The organism is Luteibacter sp. NPDC031894 (genome assembly GCF_050273135.1).
Lineage (GTDB): Bacteria > Pseudomonadota > Gammaproteobacteria > Xanthomonadales > Rhodanobacteraceae > Luteibacter.
This window is the reverse complement of record NZ_JBNNMV010000006.1, coordinates 182,929-200,543: the sequence shown is the minus strand read 5'-3', so window position 1 is coordinate 200,543 and position 17,615 is coordinate 182,929. Positions and strand designations below refer to the sequence as shown.

Here is a 17,615-nt window from a genome sequence, read left to right as displayed (position 1 = left end):
TAGGCGGGCGTATTAATAGCTCAGTTGTACTCACTTAGCTACAGATGGAGCCAATTCGCTTCAGGGCGCATTAAAGCCTATCCATATCGCGTGATTGTTCCGCTACGTGCGCCTTTCGACGTGGGCTTCACACCAGTTCGATGGCGATCGCCGTTGCCTCGCCGCCACCGATGCAGAGCGCGGCGACGCCCTTTTTTGCCCCACGGGCCGTCAAGGCATTGAGAAGGGTGACCACGACGCGGGCCCCACTGGCGCCGATCGGGTGGCCCAGCGCGCAAGCACCGCCGTGCACGTTGAGCTTGTCGTGCGGCACGCCCAGCTCCCGCATCACGGCCATGGGAACGACGGCAAAGGCTTCATTCACCTCGTAAAGGTCGACGTCGCCGGCGCTCCAGCCAGCCTTCTCCAATACCTTGGAGATCGCGCCGACCGGTGCCGTCGTGAACCATTCCGGCTCCTGCGAATGGGTCGCGTGGGCAACGATGCGGGCGAGCGGTATCACCCCGCGTGCCTTGGCGTCGTCCGCCGACAACAGGACCAGCGCGGCGGCGCCGTCGGAAATGCTGGAGGAACTCGCCGCCGTAATCGTGCCGTTTTCCTTGCGGAACGCGGCACGAAGGGTCGGGATCTTGGCCACGTCGGAACGACCCGGCTGCTCGTCCTCGGCGAACTCCTGCGGACCCTTTCGGCCCTGGACCGTGACGGGCACGATTTCGTTGGCGAAGGCGCCGCTCTTCTGCGCGGCCTGCGCGCGTTCGACGGAGGCGATGGCGTAGGCGTCCTGCTCCTCGCGCGAGAAGTGGTACTTGTCCGCGCACTGCTCGCCGAATACGCCCATCGACTTGCCGTCGTAAGGATTGGTCAGGCCGTCCCACGCCATGTGGTCGACCAGCTGGCCGTCGCCGTAGCGGATGCCAGTGCGTGCGGCGACCATGTGCGGCGCATTGGTCATCGACTCCATGCCGCCCGCCACCACGACGCTGGCCGAGCCCGCCTTGATCAGGTCGTGGCCGAACATCAGCGCCTTCATGCCGGATCCGCACACCTTATTAATTGTGGTGCAACCGGCTGAAACGGGCAGGCCGGCCTCGAGCGATGCCTGGCGCGCGGGGGCCTGGCCGAGATTGGCGGGCAGCACGCAGCCCATGATGACTTCGCTCACGTCGGTAGGAGCGATGCCGGCCTGTTCGAGGGCGGCCTTGATGGCGATGGAACCCAGCTTTGGCGTGGGGACGCCGGTGAACTGGCCGAGGAAGGAACCGATGGCGGTGCGCTTGGCACCCGCGATGACGATGTCGGACATGGGGTACTCCGTAAGACTCGGAAGGCCGCCTTTCGAGGCGGAAAACCCGTCGAGTATCGCAGCGGGCCCGGGGGCGGGGCAATCTGCGCTGCCGCAAGACACCCTTGAGAAATTCCTTAAAAAAGTGTGGCAATATCGCCGCAGGGGCGCCCGGTGGCTCGGCGGCGCAGACATTGATGTCAAAGCAGGGGACAACGTGAATACGATCACTATGCCGCGTCGGCGCGAAATCGCGCTGGCCATCGCCGTAGGTGTGGGGCTGACCGCATGCGGCGGCGGAGGCGGGGGTACCCGCACCAACTACAACGTCCCGCCAGTCGTGGCACCGACCCCTCCACCGCCCCCGCCGGCGGCACCCACTTTCAGCGTCCCCACCGACGTGCAACTGTCGGGTACGAATGCCAAGGCCGCGCAGGATGCCGGCGCCAAGGGAGCGACTGTCACCATCGCCATCGTCGATTCGGGCGTCACGACCACCAATCCCGCACTGGCGGGCCGGGTTAAAAAGAGCCTCGTATACGTCGATCCGGCAGTCAACAACGTCGCTGTCGACGACGTGGTCGGCCACGGTACGGTCGTCGCGGAGATCGCGGCGGGCACGACCACGGGCTACTTCGCCGGCGGTGTCGCTCCGGCGGCCGACCTTGTTTCGGCGCGCATCGTTGCCGACAAATCGCCGACTGACGACGGGTCTGGCCAGGGCAACAGAGTGACCACCGCCGACCCGCTGGGCGACATCAACCACGACGTGATTACCGCCGGGGCCTCCATCGTCAACAACTCGTGGGACGGCCTTTATTGGGACGCGACCGCCACCGCGACGACCGCAAGCTTCGCCAACGCCTATGCCACGGCCGCCACGGGCACGTTGTATGTCTTCGCCGCGGGTAACAAAGGTGCCGCCGACCCGTCGACGCTCGCCGCGTTGCCAAGCCGTGTGCCGGCGCTCGAGAAGGGCTGGCTGGCCGTCGTGGCGCTGGATAGCAATCACCTCGACACGATCGCCAGCTACTCGAACCACTGCGGCGTGGCTATGGACTACTGCCTCGCCGCGCCAGGCGGGGTGGTGGCACTGGCACCGACGGCCACGGCTACCAACCTGACTTACGTGGAAGGAAGCGGCACGTCGTTCGCCGCACCGCAGGTGTCGGGTGCCGCGGCGGTCGTCAAGGGCGTCTTTCCCACGCTGTCCATGGACGCGGTGCGACAGATCATCCTTGGTACGGCGGATGACCTGGGCGCTACCGGGCCGGACCCGGTCTTCGGGTATGGGCGTCTCAACGTCGGCAAGGCCATCAAGGGCCCGGGCAGGGTGGATTGGGGCGAGCTTCCGGTCGACCTCGACAAGGGCAACGTCGTCACCTTCTCCAATCCGATCGCGGGCTCAGGCGGCTTCGACGTCAATGGTGTCGGCACCCTCGTGCTGGCGAACGGCGGCAACACGTTCACCGGCAAGAGCACGATCGGCAACGGCGCCACGCTGGATTCCACCGGGTTTTTCCCGGGTTCGGCCACCATCCTCGGCTCGGGGATGCTGCTGGCGCGAGGGAACATCGGCGGATCGGTGACGAACGACGGCATGCTGCAGTCAACGGCTGCCGGTACCCGGATCAATGGCGACTTCACCCAAGGTCCCACCGGACAACTCCGGCAGGTCCTGGGCGCGCCCCTGGCTGTCGGTGGAAAGGCCATCCTGGATGGTGACTTCCACGTCTCGGGCGTCACCGACGGCTACGTCAAGACGTCGCACCAGCCGGTACTCACAGCGTCCACCGTGACGGGCACCTTCGCCAGTCTTTCGACCGACCCGAGCGTCTTCCTGTCGACGTCGCTGCAGTACACGCCGACCGAAGTCTGGGTCGACACGTCGACCGTCACGGTCGTCAAGGTCGCTTCCGAGACCATGTCTGAGTCGTTCGCGGCAGTGTCTTCGGCGGCTCGGCTCGATGGCGCCTTCGGCCAGCTCGACCAGGCCTTGTCGTCGCCGGTTTCGGCAGCGGGGGTCGCACAGGGCACGCTGGTTGCCGCGGGCGGCATCCAGCAGTCGCGGGACACGCAGACCGCGCAGGCCTCGCTGGAATCGCTGTCGGGTCAGCTTTATGCCGCGGGCACCGCGGTCACGCTGGCCGGCATCGATGCCGGTAACGACGCCTTGATGTCCCACCTCGACAAGCAGGTGGCCGGATCGTGGTCGCAGTCGCTCGGCTACCAGGGCGGCCTCAGCCGCTCCGGATTCGGCAACGTGGGCTTCAATCTCGGCGGCGGCTTGGTCGGCCACGACGTGCGCCTGGGTGGCAACGGCTTCGCAGGTGTCGCCGTCGCCCAGATGAGCAGCAATGGCCAGCTCAACGGTAGCCTCGACCGCCAGCGCAGCAATGCAACGCAAGGCATGTTCTATGCCGGTACGCGGGGTGCGAACTGGTACGGCGTAGGCCAGGTCGGATACGGCAGCTTCCGCGGCGACATGCAGCGCATGCTGCGTTTTGGCGACCAGGCGACCTTTGCCGGCACCGATCTGAACGGTACCTACAACTCCGCGTATGGCGAGGTCGGTTTCCGCACGAATGCCGGTGCATTCACGCTCACGCCCTTCGCGAACGTGCAGTACGCCAGCATCCATCGTGACGGCTTCCAGGAAAACGGCGGCGACGGGTTCGGGCTGGCCGCGGACGGGCACACGACATCGCGCTGGCAGGCGGGCTTCGGCTTGCGCGCAGGCGGCTCGTGGCTGACCTCCGTCGGCAAGCTCCAGTTGAACGCCAAGCTCGGCTGGCAGAATGCCTTCGCCACGAAGGGCGAAGTGTTCGCCGCCCGGTACACCGGCTTCGCGCAATGGGCGCCGGTCGACGGCATCGGCCTCTCGCGCCGCGCCGGCACGGCGGGGCTGAACCTCGCGCTTGACATGAGCGAGCGTACGCAGCTCGGCATCGACGTGGACCAGCGTTTCGCGGACCGCGACCACTCGCGTTCGGCGCGGGCTTCGTTCCGGATGAACTGGTAACGGCGGTCTCTGTTCCGGATGGCCTGTCAAAGCCGCTCCTACCTCGGTAGGAGCGGCTTTGCCTTACGACTTACCGTGGAACAATTCGCGGCCGATCAACATGCGGCGGATTTCATTCGTGCCCGCGCCGATCTCGTAGAGCTTGGCATCGCGGAGCAGGCGGCCGGCCGGGAACTCGTTGATATACCCGTTGCCGCCGAGGGCCTGGATCGCCTCGAGGGCCACTTTGACCGCGTTGGTCGACGCATTGAGCAGGCATGCCGCGGGGTCGATGCGCGATTTCACACCGTTGTCTAACTGCTGCGCGACCATGTAAGCAAAACCGCGCGAGGATTGCAGTGCCGTGTACATGTCGGCAATCTTCGCCTGCATCATCCCGAAGGTGCCGATCGGCGCGTTGAACTGCTTGCGCTCGCGCACGTAAGGCAGCACCAGGTCCACCGCGGCCTGCATGATGCCGATGGGGCCGCCGGAAAGGACCAGGCGCTCGGTGTCCAGGCCGCCCATCAGCACGCGCACCCCCTCGTTCACTTCGCCGACGATGTTCTCGGCCGGGATTTCGCAATTGTCGAAGACCAGCTCGCAGGTGTTCGAGCCGCGCATGCCGAGCTTGTCGAGCTTCTGCGCTGTCGAGAAACCCTTCATGCCCTTTTCGACGATGAAGGCCGTCATGCAGCGGCTACCCGCGGGGCGGGGCGCGGTGCGCATGTACACCAACAGCACGTCAGCGTCGGGACCGTTGGTGATCCACATCTTCGAGCCGTTGGCGATCCACGTATCGCCGACAAGTTCCGCATGGCAGCTCATGGAGCCGACCACGTCAGATCCGGCGCCGGGTTCGCTCATCGCGAGCGCACCCACCCACTCGCCACTGGCGAGCTTGGGCAGGTACTTGCGCCGCTGGGCATCGTTGCCGTTGTGGTAGATGTTCTGCACGCACAGGTTTGAGTGCGCGCCGTAGGACAGGCCCACCGATGCCGACGCGCGGGAAATCTCCTCCATCGCCACCATGTGCGCGAGGAAACCGAGGCCGGAGCCGCCGAATTCCTCGGGGATGGTCACGCCGAGCAGGCCCATGTCGCCAAACTTCCGCCAGAGGTCTTCCGGGAAGACATTCTCGCGGTCGATGCGATCGGCGCGCGGCGCGATCTCCTTCTCGGCGAAAGCGTGGACGCTTTCGCGCAGGAGGTCGAGGTCTTCACCGAGGGAAAACGGGCGCATGGTGCAACTCCGGAAAATGCAGGGAAAGCTGCCCATCGTAGCGTGGGCGCCGCGTCAAGCCACGGCGCGACGCAGCATCAGGCCGTCGCGAGGGCGGCAATGCGGTGGTGCACGCGGACCAGCAACTGGCACTGGTCGGCCACCAGACGCAGGGTGGGGGAGGGACTTGCCGTCATGGTCGCGGGACCCTCGGATGAGGGCGGCGCGTCCTGCCAAAGGGGTGGTGCCGACCCGGCGCGAAAGCGGGCGGCCAAGACATCGAATCGACCGGCGACCTCTCCGCAGAGCGCCTCGATGACGGCTGCTTCTTTCGGGGACAAGGCGCGCCGATGGGCGCCGAGGGCGGACAAGTGGGCGAGACCGGTTTGGAGGGCGGCGACCAGGCGTAACGCCCTTTCCTCGAGCTCCCGCGAATGGCCCGGCTCGACGACGAGTTCGGCCACGTTGCCGGCGACCATCGCCTGTGCCGCATGGGCGTCACGACGCAGGATGCGGTAGGGCAGGTCGTCCGCCTTGCCGGTGGCGTATTGCGCCGCGATGCCCCGAAGGTATTGGGCATAGGCCAGCAATGCCTCTCCCACGACGTCCTCCATGCGTCGTACCCGCCAGTCCGGCAGCACGAAGCGGATGACGGTCGCGGCGACGAGGGCGCCAAGCAGGGTATCGAGCAGCCGCGGCCCAATGGCGTCGTAACCGGCACCGGCCAGGTCGAAGCAGAGGAGGACGAAGAGCGTGATGACGGCCGTGGCCAGGGCATAGCGGCGGAGACGAAAAGCGAAAAAGGCGGCTCCCGTGGCGACCAGGACAGGCAGTCGCCAATCGCCACCAGGCAACAGCCGAAGCATTGCCCAGCCGACGACCAGACCGACGGTGGTGCCGGCGACGCGCTGCACGGTGCGTTTGCGCGTCGCGCCGTAGCTCGGCTGGCAGACGAACAACGTAGTCATCAGGATCCAGTAGCCGTGGCTCGGATGCAGGAGGAGCATGACGACGTAACCGGCGAGCATACCCGTGGCGAGGCGCACGGCATGGCGGAAATGCATGGAGCGGCGGTCCAGGCGCACCCGAATGCGCGCGATGGCTTCGCGGAGTGAGTCGGGTTCATTGCCTTGCAGGGACACATCCGAATCGTTGCTCAGGTGACCCTCATCGCCGATGTCATGCTGCAGTCGTTCGAGGTTGGCGAGGAGGGCCACCAAGGCGTCGTCCAGTGCTCGATCGATCGAGGTTGCACTGCGGTGATAGTCGATGGCGGTGCGTACGTCATCGAGCGCCGTTTGCGGTAGGGCGATCGACGAGGGTGGCTTACCATGACGAACGGCGTCCGCGCGCTCGCGGCAGGCATTGGCCTGCAAGCGCAGCAGGCGTCCGAAGCGGAACATGACGTCGCTGTGGTACAGCGCGTCGGCCATATCCTCATAGGGATAGTGCGAGGAACTGATCCGCTCGTGGATGTCCTGGGCGACGAAGAACATGGCGAGACGTGCCGCTGAGCGCCCGCGCGGCTGGCGCCGTCCGATGCGGTCGATCAGCACGGCGCGCGTGGCCGCCAGCGCGTCCACCGTGCGCAGGTTGTGTCGAGCGAACTCGACTGCCAACGCGTCGCGGTCCAATCCATGCACCGGCTCGAAGAGCGCCGCTTTCGCTTCCATCAGTGCCGCGAGCGATTCGAAGAGGCGGGCAAGCGCGTGGCGCACGGCGCGCTGGGGCGCCATGGCGCTCCATAGGAGGGAAAGAAGACCGTACCAGCCCGCTCCGCACACGATGGCGAGCGTGTCGCTCCAGCCATCGGCGGTCGCAGCGGCCGTATCGGATGCGAGCATGGTGTAGACCGAGAGGATCAACGTCGCCGTGGCGATCGTGGCATACCGTCCGCTGGCGGCGCCCAGCATCACCAGCACGAAGGTTCCCACCGGCAGGAGCAGGGCGAACAGGATCGGCATGCCGAGGGTCGTCTTCACCACCACCGCGGCGGTGGTGAAGCAGGCCAAGGTGACGACCAGTCCCCGTAGCCGCCCCCGCCAGGCGTCGTCGGTCTCGGCCAGCGCGCAGGCGATGGTGCCGAGCAAGGCAGGGACGACGGCAGCGGAGTGACCCGTGGGCGTGCACCAGGCGACCACACCCGTCATCGCGAGGAAGACGCGCAGCACGTCGGCGAGCCGGTCGGATTGAGCCAGGTGGCGTAGGAAGCGCATCCGCTTAGCTTAGCGGTACGGCGACGGGTCCTCGACCTAACAAAGCCCGCCATTCACGGCCAGCACCTGACGGGTGATGTATCCCGCCCCCGGACTCATGAGGAAGCGCACCGCCGCGGCCACCTCTTCCGGTGTGCCGGTGCGCTCCATCGGAATCGCCTTGAGGATCTGCTCCACCGGGACTTCCGGCTCCAGCATGTCGGTGTCGATAAGACCGGGCGCCACGCAATTCACCGTGATCTTGCGCTTCGCGAGTTCCACGGCCAATGCCTTCGCCGCACCGATCACGCCGGCCTTCGACGCGCTGTAATTCACCTGCCCGCGGTTGCCGACCATGCCGGAGACCGAGGTGATGCAGACGATGCGGCCGGCGGCACGGCGGCGGATCATCGGCATCACCAGCGGATGCAGCACGTTGTAGAAGCCGTCGAGGTTGGTCCGCAGCACCTGGTCCCAGTCTTCCGACGTGAGGCCGGGGAACGCCCCGTCGCGGGTGAGGCCGGCATTGCAGACCACGCCGTAGTAGGCGCCGTGCGCCGCCACGTCGGCTTCGAGCGCCGACGCCGAGGCGGCGCGATCGGAGATGTCGAATTGGACGATACGCGCATGGCGGCCGCGCGCGGCGATCTCCGCCTGGACGGCCTCGGCCTCCTCGCGCCGCGATCGGCAGTGCACGACGATGTCGTAACCGGCATCGGCGAGGTTCAAGGCGATGGCGCGGCCGATGCCCCGGCTGGAGCCGGTGACGAGGACGGTGTCGGTCATGGGGCGGTTCCCTTCGAATCGAGACTGTTGCGTGGATCGAGGTAAGGCGTGGGATCCGGTGGACTGAAGACGGTGAGGCGGGCTTCGGCGTGCAAGCCGGGTGCGTCGATGCGGCAGGCGAAGGCGCCCATGCCATCCTCGTCATGGAAGCTGCGCACCGTTTCGATGTTGAGCTTCGCGCCGATAGGGAATGCATCGACGTCGGCGCGGTAGGCCCGCGTGCCGAGCAGGAACCCGGGACGCACACTGCCGCCGGCGGCGAGCACCTGGCAGCCGTTCCATGCGGCGATCGCCTGCGCCATCAGTTCCACGCCGGCCCACGCCGGCAGGCCGATGGTTTCGACGAAGCTATCGCCGCGCCGGACGACGCGTTCGCAGACGATGCGCTCCGCGTCCCAAACCAGGACCCTGTCGAGCAGGATCATGCGACCGGCGTGCGGCAGAAGCGTCTCGATCGGCCAGATCGTCATGCGCCACCTTCCAGGATCAGGCTGGCGTTGTTGCCGCCGAACGCGAACGAATTGCTCATCAGGTGCCGACGCCCTTGGGACAGGGTGTCGCCCACGATGGTGAATGCCAGGGCCGGCAGTGCCGGATCGGCGGCGCCATCCCAGGCGTGTGGCGGCAGGCGGCGCTGCGGATCCATCAGGGCGAGCCAGCAGAACGCCGCTTCCAGGGCACCGGCGGCACCGAGCGTATGACCGGTGAGAGCCTTCGTCGACGAACAGGGCACGGGACGTGCGAACGTATCGGCGACCGCGCGGCTTTCCATCGCGTCGTTGTGTTCGGTGGCGGTGCCGTGCAGGTTCACGTAATCGATGCTCTCGGCATCGATGCCCGCCGCGGCCAGGGCGCGGCGCATCGCTTCGGCGGCGCCGCGTCCGTCCGGTTCGGGGGACGACATGTGATAGGCGTCGGAGCTGGCGCCGCCGCCGAGCAACGCCACCGGTGCGTCGTCCCGGGTCATGAGGAACAGCGCCGCGGCCTCGCCGATATTGATCCCGCGTCGCGCGTGCGAGAAGGGAAGGCAGCGTTCGGACGCGGTCGCCTCCAACGCATGGAAGCCGTTCGTGGCGAGTCGGCAGAGCGTGTCCACGCCGCCGCAGATGACGGCATCGCAAAGTCCCAGCCGGAGCAGCCGCCGGGCGCTGAGCAAGGCCCTGGCGCCGGACGTGCAGGCGGTGGAAATGCCGTAGCACGGGCCGGCGATGTCGAGCCATTCCGCGAGGAACGCCGCGGGCGCGCCCAGTTCCTGGTCGGCGTAGCGATAGTCCTCGGGCCAGGTGCCCGTGGTCCCGCGCGCGGCGATGTTGCGCGTGGCTTCCTCGATGCCCGTGGTGCTGGTGCCGATCACCACGCCGATCCTGGCCGCGCCGAAACGCGCGATGGCGGCCCGCAAGTCGCTTTCGATTTCTTGCGCCGCAAGCAGCAGCAAGCGGTTGTTGCGCGTGTCGCGGTGTTCGAGCCCAGGCGGGATGGCCGGCAGCACCGCGGTCACGTCGCCTAGCGGAAGGGTGCGCGCTGGCACCCAGCCATCAAGCGGGCGCAGGCCGTGCGCAGCCGCCTGGAACAGGCCCTCCGCGACCGCGTCCTTGCCCACGCCGAGCGAACAGGCGACGCCTAATGCGTTGAGGTAGGCCTTCATGCGCCTGCGAGAGGCTTGCGGGCGGCCACGTTGACCAGCGTCTCGTCGCGCTTGCCGGGCGGCGGCGCGGCCTTGATGCCCCAGCGCTCCATCAGGCCGAAGTCCTTCGCGCGGCTCCACCATAGATAAGGCAACGAGACGTTGTGCTCGGCGAACTCGAATCCACGATCGCGCAGCATCGCCAGGTACTCGTCGGCGCTCTTCTGCACGTGCATGGGATGGCGGAAGAACCAGCGAATGATCCAGGTGTCGATGTATGCCTTCGTCGACTCGGCGAAGAGAAGCACGCCGCCAGGCTTCAGCACACGCCAGAACTCGTCGAGCGCGCGCTCCTGCTCCACGAGGTGGTGGAAGGTCTGGTGGCAGAACAAGACGTCGACGCTTGCGTCGGGCAGGTCGATCCTCGCGCAGTCGCCAACGAGCAGCGTGGCGTCGATCCCTTCGCGCTCCGCTTCCCTGCGCGACAGGTCGACGCTGTGTGGGTCGGCGTCCAGGCCGATCAACCGCTGCGGCGCGAAAGCGTCGCGCAACAGGCGGAACGAGCGCCCCTGGCCGCAGCCGACGTCGAGCAGCGTGCCGCCTCGCGGCAAGGGTTCGCCAACGAGCCGCTTGAGGTCGTTGATCGCCACGCGCAGGACGTGGTGTTGCCACGTGTGGGTGCGCAGGAAGACGAAACCGATGCGGGTTTCCTCGACGTAGGTGGCGCTGGCGTACTTCATGGAGGGCTTCCGGTGGAGCGTGATGCCGACGGTGTGATGTGGCGCTCCACGTCGTCGACGAAAACGGCAGGCGAGACCAGTTGCATCTCGCCATCGGCGAGGCGCACGGCCACCTGGATGGTGCTTGCGCGGGTAAGGCGCTCGCCGGTGCCGGCGTCGCTCAGGGTGTAGTGGATCTTCAACCGGTTCTGCCACTCGACCAGTTCCGCGCGCACGACCAGTTTCTGGCCGAAGCGCGCAGCGCGGGCATAGCGCAGCTGGAGGTCGATGATCGGCCAAACGTAGCCCGTTTCCTTCATCCGCACGTAGTCGTGCCCCAGCTCTTCGAGCAGGGCGCAGCGAGCGATCTCCAGGTACTTGACGTAATGGCCGTGCCATACGACGTCCATGGAGTCCACGTCGAAGAAGGGGACGGTTACTTCGACATCGGTGGCGTGGACGCCCTTAGCGCGCATGGGGATCTCCGTTGGCGGCGTGCCAGTACGGGTGGAAATTGAACCATTGCAACGGCGCCGCGAGGCAGTGCATCGCGAGCCAGTCCGCGTAACGGCCGACCGCCGAGACGATGATCGCATCGCGGCGGCCGCGTTCCCAGGTCGCGGCATCGTCGAAGTGGCGCAGGTGGATGCGATAACGGTCGCCGTGCTTCAGGCAGCACACCAGGTTCACCCGGCAGCGCAGCATCGCCGCCATGAGCCATGGGCCCTGCGGAAACGGCGCGGCGGCGCCGAGGAAGTCGGCATCGACGGTGCGACCGCCGTGCGCGGGGACGCGGTCGCCGGCGATCGCGATCCATTCGCCGCGGTCCAACCGCTGCGACAGGTCCAGCATCGCGGCGGTATCGAGGTCGCCCACATGCATCAGACGAAGCCGCCTGTCGCCCGACTCCCGGAGCAGACGATTGAAGTGCGCGGCGTTCGGCAGGTGCATCAGAACGTTGAGCGCGACGCCATCGCCGAGTTCCGCCATGGCGCGGCAGACATCCAGGTTGCCGAGGTGCGTGCAGACCAGGAGTTGTCCGCGCCCTCCTGCGAGCAGCGCGTCGCGCACGCCGTCCGGGTCGTCCATGTCCACCGACGACAGGCGCAGCTTGCCGCGCCACACGTCGAGCCGGTCGAGCATGCATTCGCTGAATGCCAGGTACTGCGCGAAGGCGGCCCGCGAGCGCGGGAAGAGGTCGTCGCGGCCGCTCCACGATGCGAGTCGCCGCTGGTACTCGACCACGTTGCGTCGTGCCGGCCGGCCGGTGACGTAGAAGTACAGCACGATCAGGCGGATGAAGGGCGTGACCGCGCGACGGCCCAGCAGGCGAACCGCAACGGCGGTCAGCTTGATGCCGAGGAAGTTGCCGCGCTCCTTCTGGTCGGCCCAGTGCGGGCTCGCGACGGAATCAGCCATCGGCGCCCTCCAGTCGCAGGTGCGCGGAGGAGACCGCGGCGTCCCCGCTGCGGTAGGTGAAATGCAACCGGCCTCGCGTGGCGTCGTGGCGCAGCGTGAGCTGCACGCGGTCGCCGGGACGCATGAGGCGCTGGAACTTCATGCCGTCCATCGCGCGGCAGGTGGCCGGCGTACCGAGGCGCTCGGCCGCGAGCCGCAGTGCCCAGGCCACCTGCAGCACGCCGGGCACGACGGGGGCATCGGGGAAATGATCGGTAAAACAGGCCAGGTCCAGCGGGAGTTCCAGATCGAGGACGAGCGTGTCGCCTTCCCGGTGCTCGACCAGGATGGTCGCTGTCTCGGGTAGCGGCGCGCGCAACATCGCGTCCACCTTCGCCGGCTCAGGCAGTGTGTGTACGAAGCGCCACACCAGCGGCGAGGACAGGGCGTCGTCGCCGGCGGCTTCCTGCCCAAGTTCGTTGACCAGCCCGGCGCGCCCGTGACGCAGCAACGCGGTGCGACCCGCGGCGCTGAGCGCCACGATCATGCCGGGCCCGAGTTTTCCCGCGTAGCCGCCGGCCGCGGCGGCCACCCAAGGGTGCGAGGCGAGCCGCCGCGCCGCGGTGTCCATCGGTGCCTTGTTGATCCGCCGGCGCAAGCGCTGGCGGAGGATCCACTCGCCCACGAACAGCGCTCCCATCACGGAGTACGCGAGGATGCCGTTGTAGAAGGTCCACCACGATAGCGGCCCCCATTCGGCGAGCAGGCCGGAGACCGTGCCGTTGGCTGCGAAGAACACGACCCAGACCCAGGTGACGCGACGCGTATAACGCACCGCCACCGGTGGCAGGTCCGGCTCGCTCACCCGCGCGATGCGCTCGATGATCGGTGGGCCGAACTTCAAGCTCAGGCCGAAGGCCGCGAGCAGGAGGCCGCAGATGAGGCTGGGGTACCAGCGCAGCAGGTGTTCTTCCCCACCAAAGGCGAGCACGGCGCAGTAGACGAGGGTGATGCCGAGCATCCAGCGTCCGCCGGGCTGGCGCAGGAGCGCCGGCGCGCGAACGAGCCAGAGCGCACCGAGGATGAGGCCGAAAACCGGCGTCGACACATGGTTCGTGCCGAAGTACACGATGAAGGGGTAGAGGACGCCGACGACGACCAGGACGAGGTCGCTCAGCCGGCGCACGAGGCGTTCCCCACGTATGCCGCCAGGCTGCGCACGGTTTCGAAGTGTCGCCGCGCGTCGCGTGAGTCGGAGGCGATCCGCAGGCCGTAACGGTTCTGCAGGGCCAGCGCCAGTTCCAGGGCATCGACCGAATCCAGTCCCAGCCCCTGGCCGAATAGGGGCTGGTCCACGGCGATGTCGTTAGCCGTGAGGTGCTCGAGCGCCAGTGTTTCGATAATCAGCTGGGCGATGTCGCGTTCGAGGTCGGTCATGCCATGAGTTCCCTGGCGTAAAGGGTGTGCAGGTGTTCGTTGATGCGGCGCGAGGCTATCGGCGCGGGGACGCCATCGCTGAAGTCGGCCACCGCGATGTCCTCGCCCACCCGGAAATCCATCTGCACGCGACGGTACGGAACGCGATACCACGGCTCGGCCTTGGTGAGCGTCGTGGGGCGGACCGTGATGAACACCGGCGTGATCGTCCGCGCGCCGCGAACCGCTATCGCGGCCGCGCCCCTGTGGAAAACCGGCGGCTTGCCCGGCGTGGTTCGGGTGCCTTCCGGGAACACGATGAGCGTCTCGCCCTCGCGCAAGACGGCGGCCGCGCGATCGAGCATCTCGGCGCTGCCGTCGTTGCTGATGTACTCGGCCACGCGCACCGGGCCGCGCATGCACGGGTTCTTCCACAGGCTGTGCTTTACGATGCAGTTCGCATCGGGCAGGTGGCCGATGAGGAACACCACGTCGATGAGCGACGGGTGGTTGGCGACGACCATCTGGCCAGGGCGACCCAGTCGCTCCAGCCCTTGGAAGCGGTAGTCGATCACCCCGGTGCGGTACATGAACTGCGAGTGCAGCCAGAACGCGCGACCGACGGTCCGCCGGGCGCGCCGCCGGCGCACGGCAGGAGGTCCGGGCCAATGCAGGACCACCGGAAGGATGAGCACGCGCAACAGGATGCCGCCGATACCGAATAGCGCGAAGCTGAGCGCGGTGCACACGAAACGCCATGCCCAGGCGTCGCGGCGGGTCAAGCTGTCGGCTGCCAGGTCCATCGTCGCGTCTTCCACGGGTGGTCCAGGGGCGCGCCGTCGTGCAAGGCGCGAGCGAAACGCAGGGCGTGCGGAACGCCCGTCACCGGCGCGGCCCCGTCGTTGGCCGCCAGCGACAGCCGCCACCCGGGGCCGTTGCCCGCGAGGGACAAGCGCAGGGCCAGCGTATACGAGAAAGGCACGTCGTCGATCCAGCCCTCGTAAGCCGCCGCAGGAAGCTCCTCCGCGATGACCGCGACGACGGCCGGGGCGCCCTCGCCCAGCAACGCGGCGGCCTCGACGATGGCGTGTTCGAACGTATCGGCCTCACCGGCGATGGCCACGGATTCGCCCCGCTGTCCGCGCAGGATCGACCATTGGCCGGCGATGGCGTTATGCACCGAGAGGCCGAACTGCGTGGGCGACAGCGGTGCTTCTCGAGCGATCTCGTCGAGCATCGCGAAGGTGCGGGTGGTTTCGCCGTGGCGCGATGCAAACACGAAGGGCAGTTGCTCGTCGTCGCCACACAGCGGCCACGCCGCGTGCATCACGATGCGGGCCAGACGGCTCAGGCGGCGGCGCTGCATCGGCGGCACGAATTCGCAGGCGGGTTGCTCGCCGCGGTCGATGATCGGGTGCGGCGCGGCGGCCCACGCAGCCCATGCCCCGGCGTCTTCGAGGCCGGGCGCCCAGGCGCGCCATGCGTCGATGCGCACGTCGATCATGCCGTGGTCCCGGCGAAGCGGCGGATCATCAGTGCCGCGCAGCTACCGCCGAATCCGAAGGTGTTCGAGAGCACGCTGTCGACGCGCAGCGACAACTCGCCGTCGATGAGCGGCGCATCCGCGAAGGACGGGTCGCGGACCGTGGGCGTGGCGCAGCCGAGCAGCACGCCCTCGAGCATCATGTCGATCGAGGCGATGGCGTCGATCGCGCCTGCCGCCGCCGGCGCGTGGCCGATAAGGCCCTTGATCGACGACATCGGCGGCACATCGAGGCCGCGATCGCCGAAGACGCGGCGCAACGCCTCCCATTCGGCCTGGTCGCCGGCGACCGTGGCGCAGGCATGGGTGTTGACGTAGCCGGGCAGGGTGCCCGCGAGGTCGATGGCCTGGTGCATGGCCTCGGCCATGCCGTCGGCGGCCGGACTGATCATGCCGTCCGGGTCGGAGGCCGCGCCGTATCCGGTCAGCTCCGCGAGGATCGTGGCGCCGCGTGCCTGCGCGTGCTCGAGCGACTCCAGCACGAGCACGCCCGCACCGCCCCCGAGCAGGATCCCGTCGCGATCCGCCGCATACGGCGTCGACACGCGCTCGCCCGCCACGCTGGTGGCCGAGAGGGCGTTCATCACGTCGAAGCACATGGCGGCCTTGTCGTGCAGCTCTTCGGCGCCGCCACACACCACGATTTCCTGGCGTCCGAGCTGGATCAGCTCCATCGCCTGGCCGATGGCGTGCGTGGCGCTGGTGCATGCCGAGCCCACGGTAAAGCCGCGTCCACCAAAACCGAAGGCCTGCGTGAGCGTCGCGGACACCGCGCTGCCCATGCTGCGCGGCACGATGAAGGGCGAGAGGCGCGAGATGCCCTTGGCATGGAAGACGTCCAGTCCTGCCTCGTATTCGCTCAGCGCCGCCGCGCCGCCCATCACGATGCCAACGTCGCGCTCGCGCACGCGCGCGGCATCCAGCCCGGCTTCCGCGAGGGCTTCGGTCGTCGCGTGCCAGGCGAACTCGGCGGCCTGCGGCAGGTAGCGGCGCAACTTGCGCGGCGGCGGCTCGAGCGCCGAGGTGTCCGCGGGTGCCGCCACGCGGCAACGCATGCCGAGCGCGGCGAAGTCGTCCATGGCACGGAACCCGGCACGCCCCGCGCGCAAGCCGTCGAACAAGGCTTTGCGACCCGCGCCGAGGCAGGTAACCGCACCCATGCCCGTGACGACGGCTCGCCGCATCAGCCGTGTGCCTTGAAGATCAGGGACGTGTTGATGCCACCGAAGGCGAAGTTGTTGTTCATCACGTAGCCGGTACGAATCTCGCGGCCCTCGCCGACCAGGTAATCCAACGCGGCGCATTCCGGGTCGGGGGTTTCCAGGTTGATGGTCGGCGCGAACCAGCCGCCGCGCATCATCTCGATCGCCCACCAGGCTTCCAGCGCGCCGCAGGCGCCGAGGGTGTGGCCGACGTAGCTCTTCATCGAACTGATCGGGATGCCGCCGCCGAGGACGTCCGCGGTGGCGTGGCTCTCGGCGACGTCGCCGCGGTCGGTGGCCGTGCCGTGCGCGCTGACGTAGCCGATGGCGGCGGGAGGCAGGTTCGCGTCGGCCAGGGCCATGCGCATCGCCGCGGCCATCGTTTCGCGCGTGGGCTGGGTGATGTGCGCGCCGTCCGAGTTGGTGCCGAAGCCGACGATTTCCGAGTAGATACGCGCGCCGCGGGCGATGGCGTGGTCGTAGTCCTCTAGGATCAGCGTGGTCGCGCCTTCACCGACGACGAGACCATCGCGGCCCGCGTCGAACGGACGCGGCGTGAGCCCGGGGGTGTCGTTGCGCGTGCTCGTGGCGAATAGCGTGTCGAACACCGCCGCGCCGGGACCGGAGAGCTCCTCGGCACCACCGCAAAGCATCAGCGCCTGCTTACCCTGCTGGATCGCCTCATAGCCGTACCCGATTGCCTGGCTGCCCGAGGTGCACGCGCTGGACGTGGTGATCACGCGGCCCTTCAGGCCGAAGAACACGCCGACGTTCACCGCCGTCGTGTGCGCCATCATCTGGATGTAGCTGGTGGCGGTGACGCCTTGCATCGAACCGGTCTCGAGCATGTGGCCGACCGTGCGGGCCGGCTCGATGCTGCCGCCGGACGAGCCATAGGCCACGCCCATGCGTCCGTCCGCGATGCGCTCGTCGCCGAGCAGGCCGGCGTCGACCAGTGCACGCTCGCTGGCCGCGACGGCGAGTTGGGCCACGCGGCCCATCGAGCGCACGTGCTTGCGCGACCAGTGCGCAGGCAGGACGAAGTCGTCCACGGGGGCGCCGAGCCTGCCATTGAGTTTGTCGAAGTAGTCCCATTCGCCCATGCGGCGCACGGCGTTCTGGAACCGGCGCAGGCGCGGCTCGATGGCGGCCCATTCGTGGCCGAGCGGCGTGATGCCGCCCATGCCGGTGACGACGACGCGCTTCATGCCGCGTGCTCCCGTGAGGT

General features: G+C 67.9%; 16 protein-coding genes. 1 reads left to right on the top strand and 15 read right to left on the bottom strand.

All coding sequences use genetic code 11. The features are described from left to right. Positions 1–127 precede the first annotated feature (127 nt). A complete protein-coding gene (locus ACQKIE_RS15990; RefSeq protein ID WP_427460886.1) occupies positions 128–1,303 on the bottom strand; it encodes a thiolase family protein in 1,176 nt (391 codons plus the stop codon). A gap of 196 nt (positions 1,304–1,499) precedes the next feature. Between ACQKIE_RS15990 and ACQKIE_RS15985 the strand changes: the two genes are divergently transcribed. Beyond that, a complete protein-coding gene (locus ACQKIE_RS15985) occupies positions 1,500–4,304 on the top strand; it encodes a S8 family serine peptidase (RefSeq protein WP_427460884.1) in 2,805 nt (934 codons plus the stop codon). A gap of 63 nt (positions 4,305–4,367) precedes the next feature. On the opposite strand, the gene ACQKIE_RS15980 is transcribed toward ACQKIE_RS15985, so the two are convergent. From ACQKIE_RS15980 to ACQKIE_RS15915, 14 genes are all read right to left on the bottom strand, one after another. Then, entirely contained in the window at positions 4,368–5,525 is a 1,158-nt protein-coding gene (locus ACQKIE_RS15980; protein ID WP_427460882.1) for an isovaleryl-CoA dehydrogenase, read from the bottom strand. A gap of 77 nt (positions 5,526–5,602) precedes the next feature. Beyond that, positions 5,603–7,720 (bottom strand): YccS family putative transporter, encoded by a 2,118-nt coding sequence (yccS, locus tag ACQKIE_RS15975; protein WP_427460880.1) that lies wholly within the window; start codon positions 7,718–7,720, stop codon positions 5,603–5,605. Between the two features lie 36 nt (positions 7,721–7,756). Further along, positions 7,757–8,485, bottom strand: coding sequence for a 3-oxoacyl-ACP reductase FabG (fabG, locus tag ACQKIE_RS15970; RefSeq protein WP_427460878.1), 729 nt, complete (start codon positions 8,483–8,485; stop codon positions 7,757–7,759). After that, entirely contained in the window at positions 8,482–8,955 is a 474-nt protein-coding gene (locus tag ACQKIE_RS15965; protein WP_427460876.1) for a 3-hydroxylacyl-ACP dehydratase, read from the bottom strand. Before ACQKIE_RS15965 ends, fabG begins: the two co-directional genes overlap by 4 nt. Continuing rightward, positions 8,952–10,130: a beta-ketoacyl-ACP synthase gene (locus ACQKIE_RS15960; protein WP_427460874.1), complete on the bottom strand. Its 1,179-nt coding sequence runs from the start codon at positions 10,128–10,130 to the stop codon at positions 8,952–8,954. The genes ACQKIE_RS15965 and ACQKIE_RS15960 overlap by 4 nt, the downstream gene beginning before the upstream one ends. Further along, a complete protein-coding gene (locus ACQKIE_RS15955) occupies positions 10,127–10,849 on the bottom strand; it encodes a class I SAM-dependent methyltransferase (RefSeq protein ID WP_427460872.1) in 723 nt (240 codons plus the stop codon). The genes ACQKIE_RS15960 and ACQKIE_RS15955 overlap by 4 nt, the downstream gene beginning before the upstream one ends. Further along, positions 10,846–11,304: an acyl-CoA thioesterase gene (locus ACQKIE_RS15950; protein WP_427460870.1), complete on the bottom strand. Its 459-nt coding sequence runs from the start codon at positions 11,302–11,304 to the stop codon at positions 10,846–10,848. The genes ACQKIE_RS15955 and ACQKIE_RS15950 overlap by 4 nt, the downstream gene beginning before the upstream one ends. After that, on the bottom strand, positions 11,294–12,247 hold the full coding sequence (locus tag ACQKIE_RS15945) for a glycosyl transferase (protein WP_427460868.1): 954 nt from the start codon (positions 12,245–12,247) through the stop codon (positions 11,294–11,296). The genes ACQKIE_RS15950 and ACQKIE_RS15945 overlap by 11 nt, the downstream gene beginning before the upstream one ends. Continuing rightward, the gene (locus ACQKIE_RS15940; protein WP_427460866.1) at positions 12,240–13,412 is read right to left on the bottom strand and encodes a hypothetical protein; all 1,173 of its coding nucleotides are present in this window, start codon (positions 13,410–13,412) and stop codon (positions 12,240–12,242) included. Before ACQKIE_RS15940 ends, ACQKIE_RS15945 begins: the two co-directional genes overlap by 8 nt. Further along, positions 13,400–13,663 (bottom strand): phosphopantetheine-binding protein, encoded by a 264-nt coding sequence (locus tag ACQKIE_RS15935; RefSeq protein WP_427460864.1) that lies wholly within the window; start codon positions 13,661–13,663, stop codon positions 13,400–13,402. The genes ACQKIE_RS15940 and ACQKIE_RS15935 overlap by 13 nt, the downstream gene beginning before the upstream one ends. Beyond that, on the bottom strand, positions 13,660–14,445 hold the full coding sequence (locus tag ACQKIE_RS15930; RefSeq protein WP_427460862.1) for a lysophospholipid acyltransferase family protein: 786 nt from the start codon (positions 14,443–14,445) through the stop codon (positions 13,660–13,662). Before ACQKIE_RS15930 ends, ACQKIE_RS15935 begins: the two co-directional genes overlap by 4 nt. After that, positions 14,421–15,146, bottom strand: a complete 726-nt coding sequence (locus ACQKIE_RS15925; protein ID WP_427460860.1) for a beta-ketoacyl synthase chain length factor — start codon at positions 15,144–15,146, stop codon at positions 14,421–14,423. Before ACQKIE_RS15925 ends, ACQKIE_RS15930 begins: the two co-directional genes overlap by 25 nt. After that, complete coding sequence (locus ACQKIE_RS15920; protein WP_427460858.1) at positions 15,143–16,369, bottom strand: beta-ketoacyl-[acyl-carrier-protein] synthase family protein; 1,227 nt, start codon at positions 16,367–16,369, stop codon at positions 15,143–15,145. Before ACQKIE_RS15920 ends, ACQKIE_RS15925 begins: the two co-directional genes overlap by 4 nt. Beyond that, positions 16,369–17,595, bottom strand: a complete 1,227-nt coding sequence (locus ACQKIE_RS15915) for a beta-ketoacyl-ACP synthase (protein WP_427460856.1) — start codon at positions 17,593–17,595, stop codon at positions 16,369–16,371. The genes ACQKIE_RS15920 and ACQKIE_RS15915 overlap by 1 nt, the downstream gene beginning before the upstream one ends. Positions 17,596–17,615 lie beyond the last annotated feature (20 nt).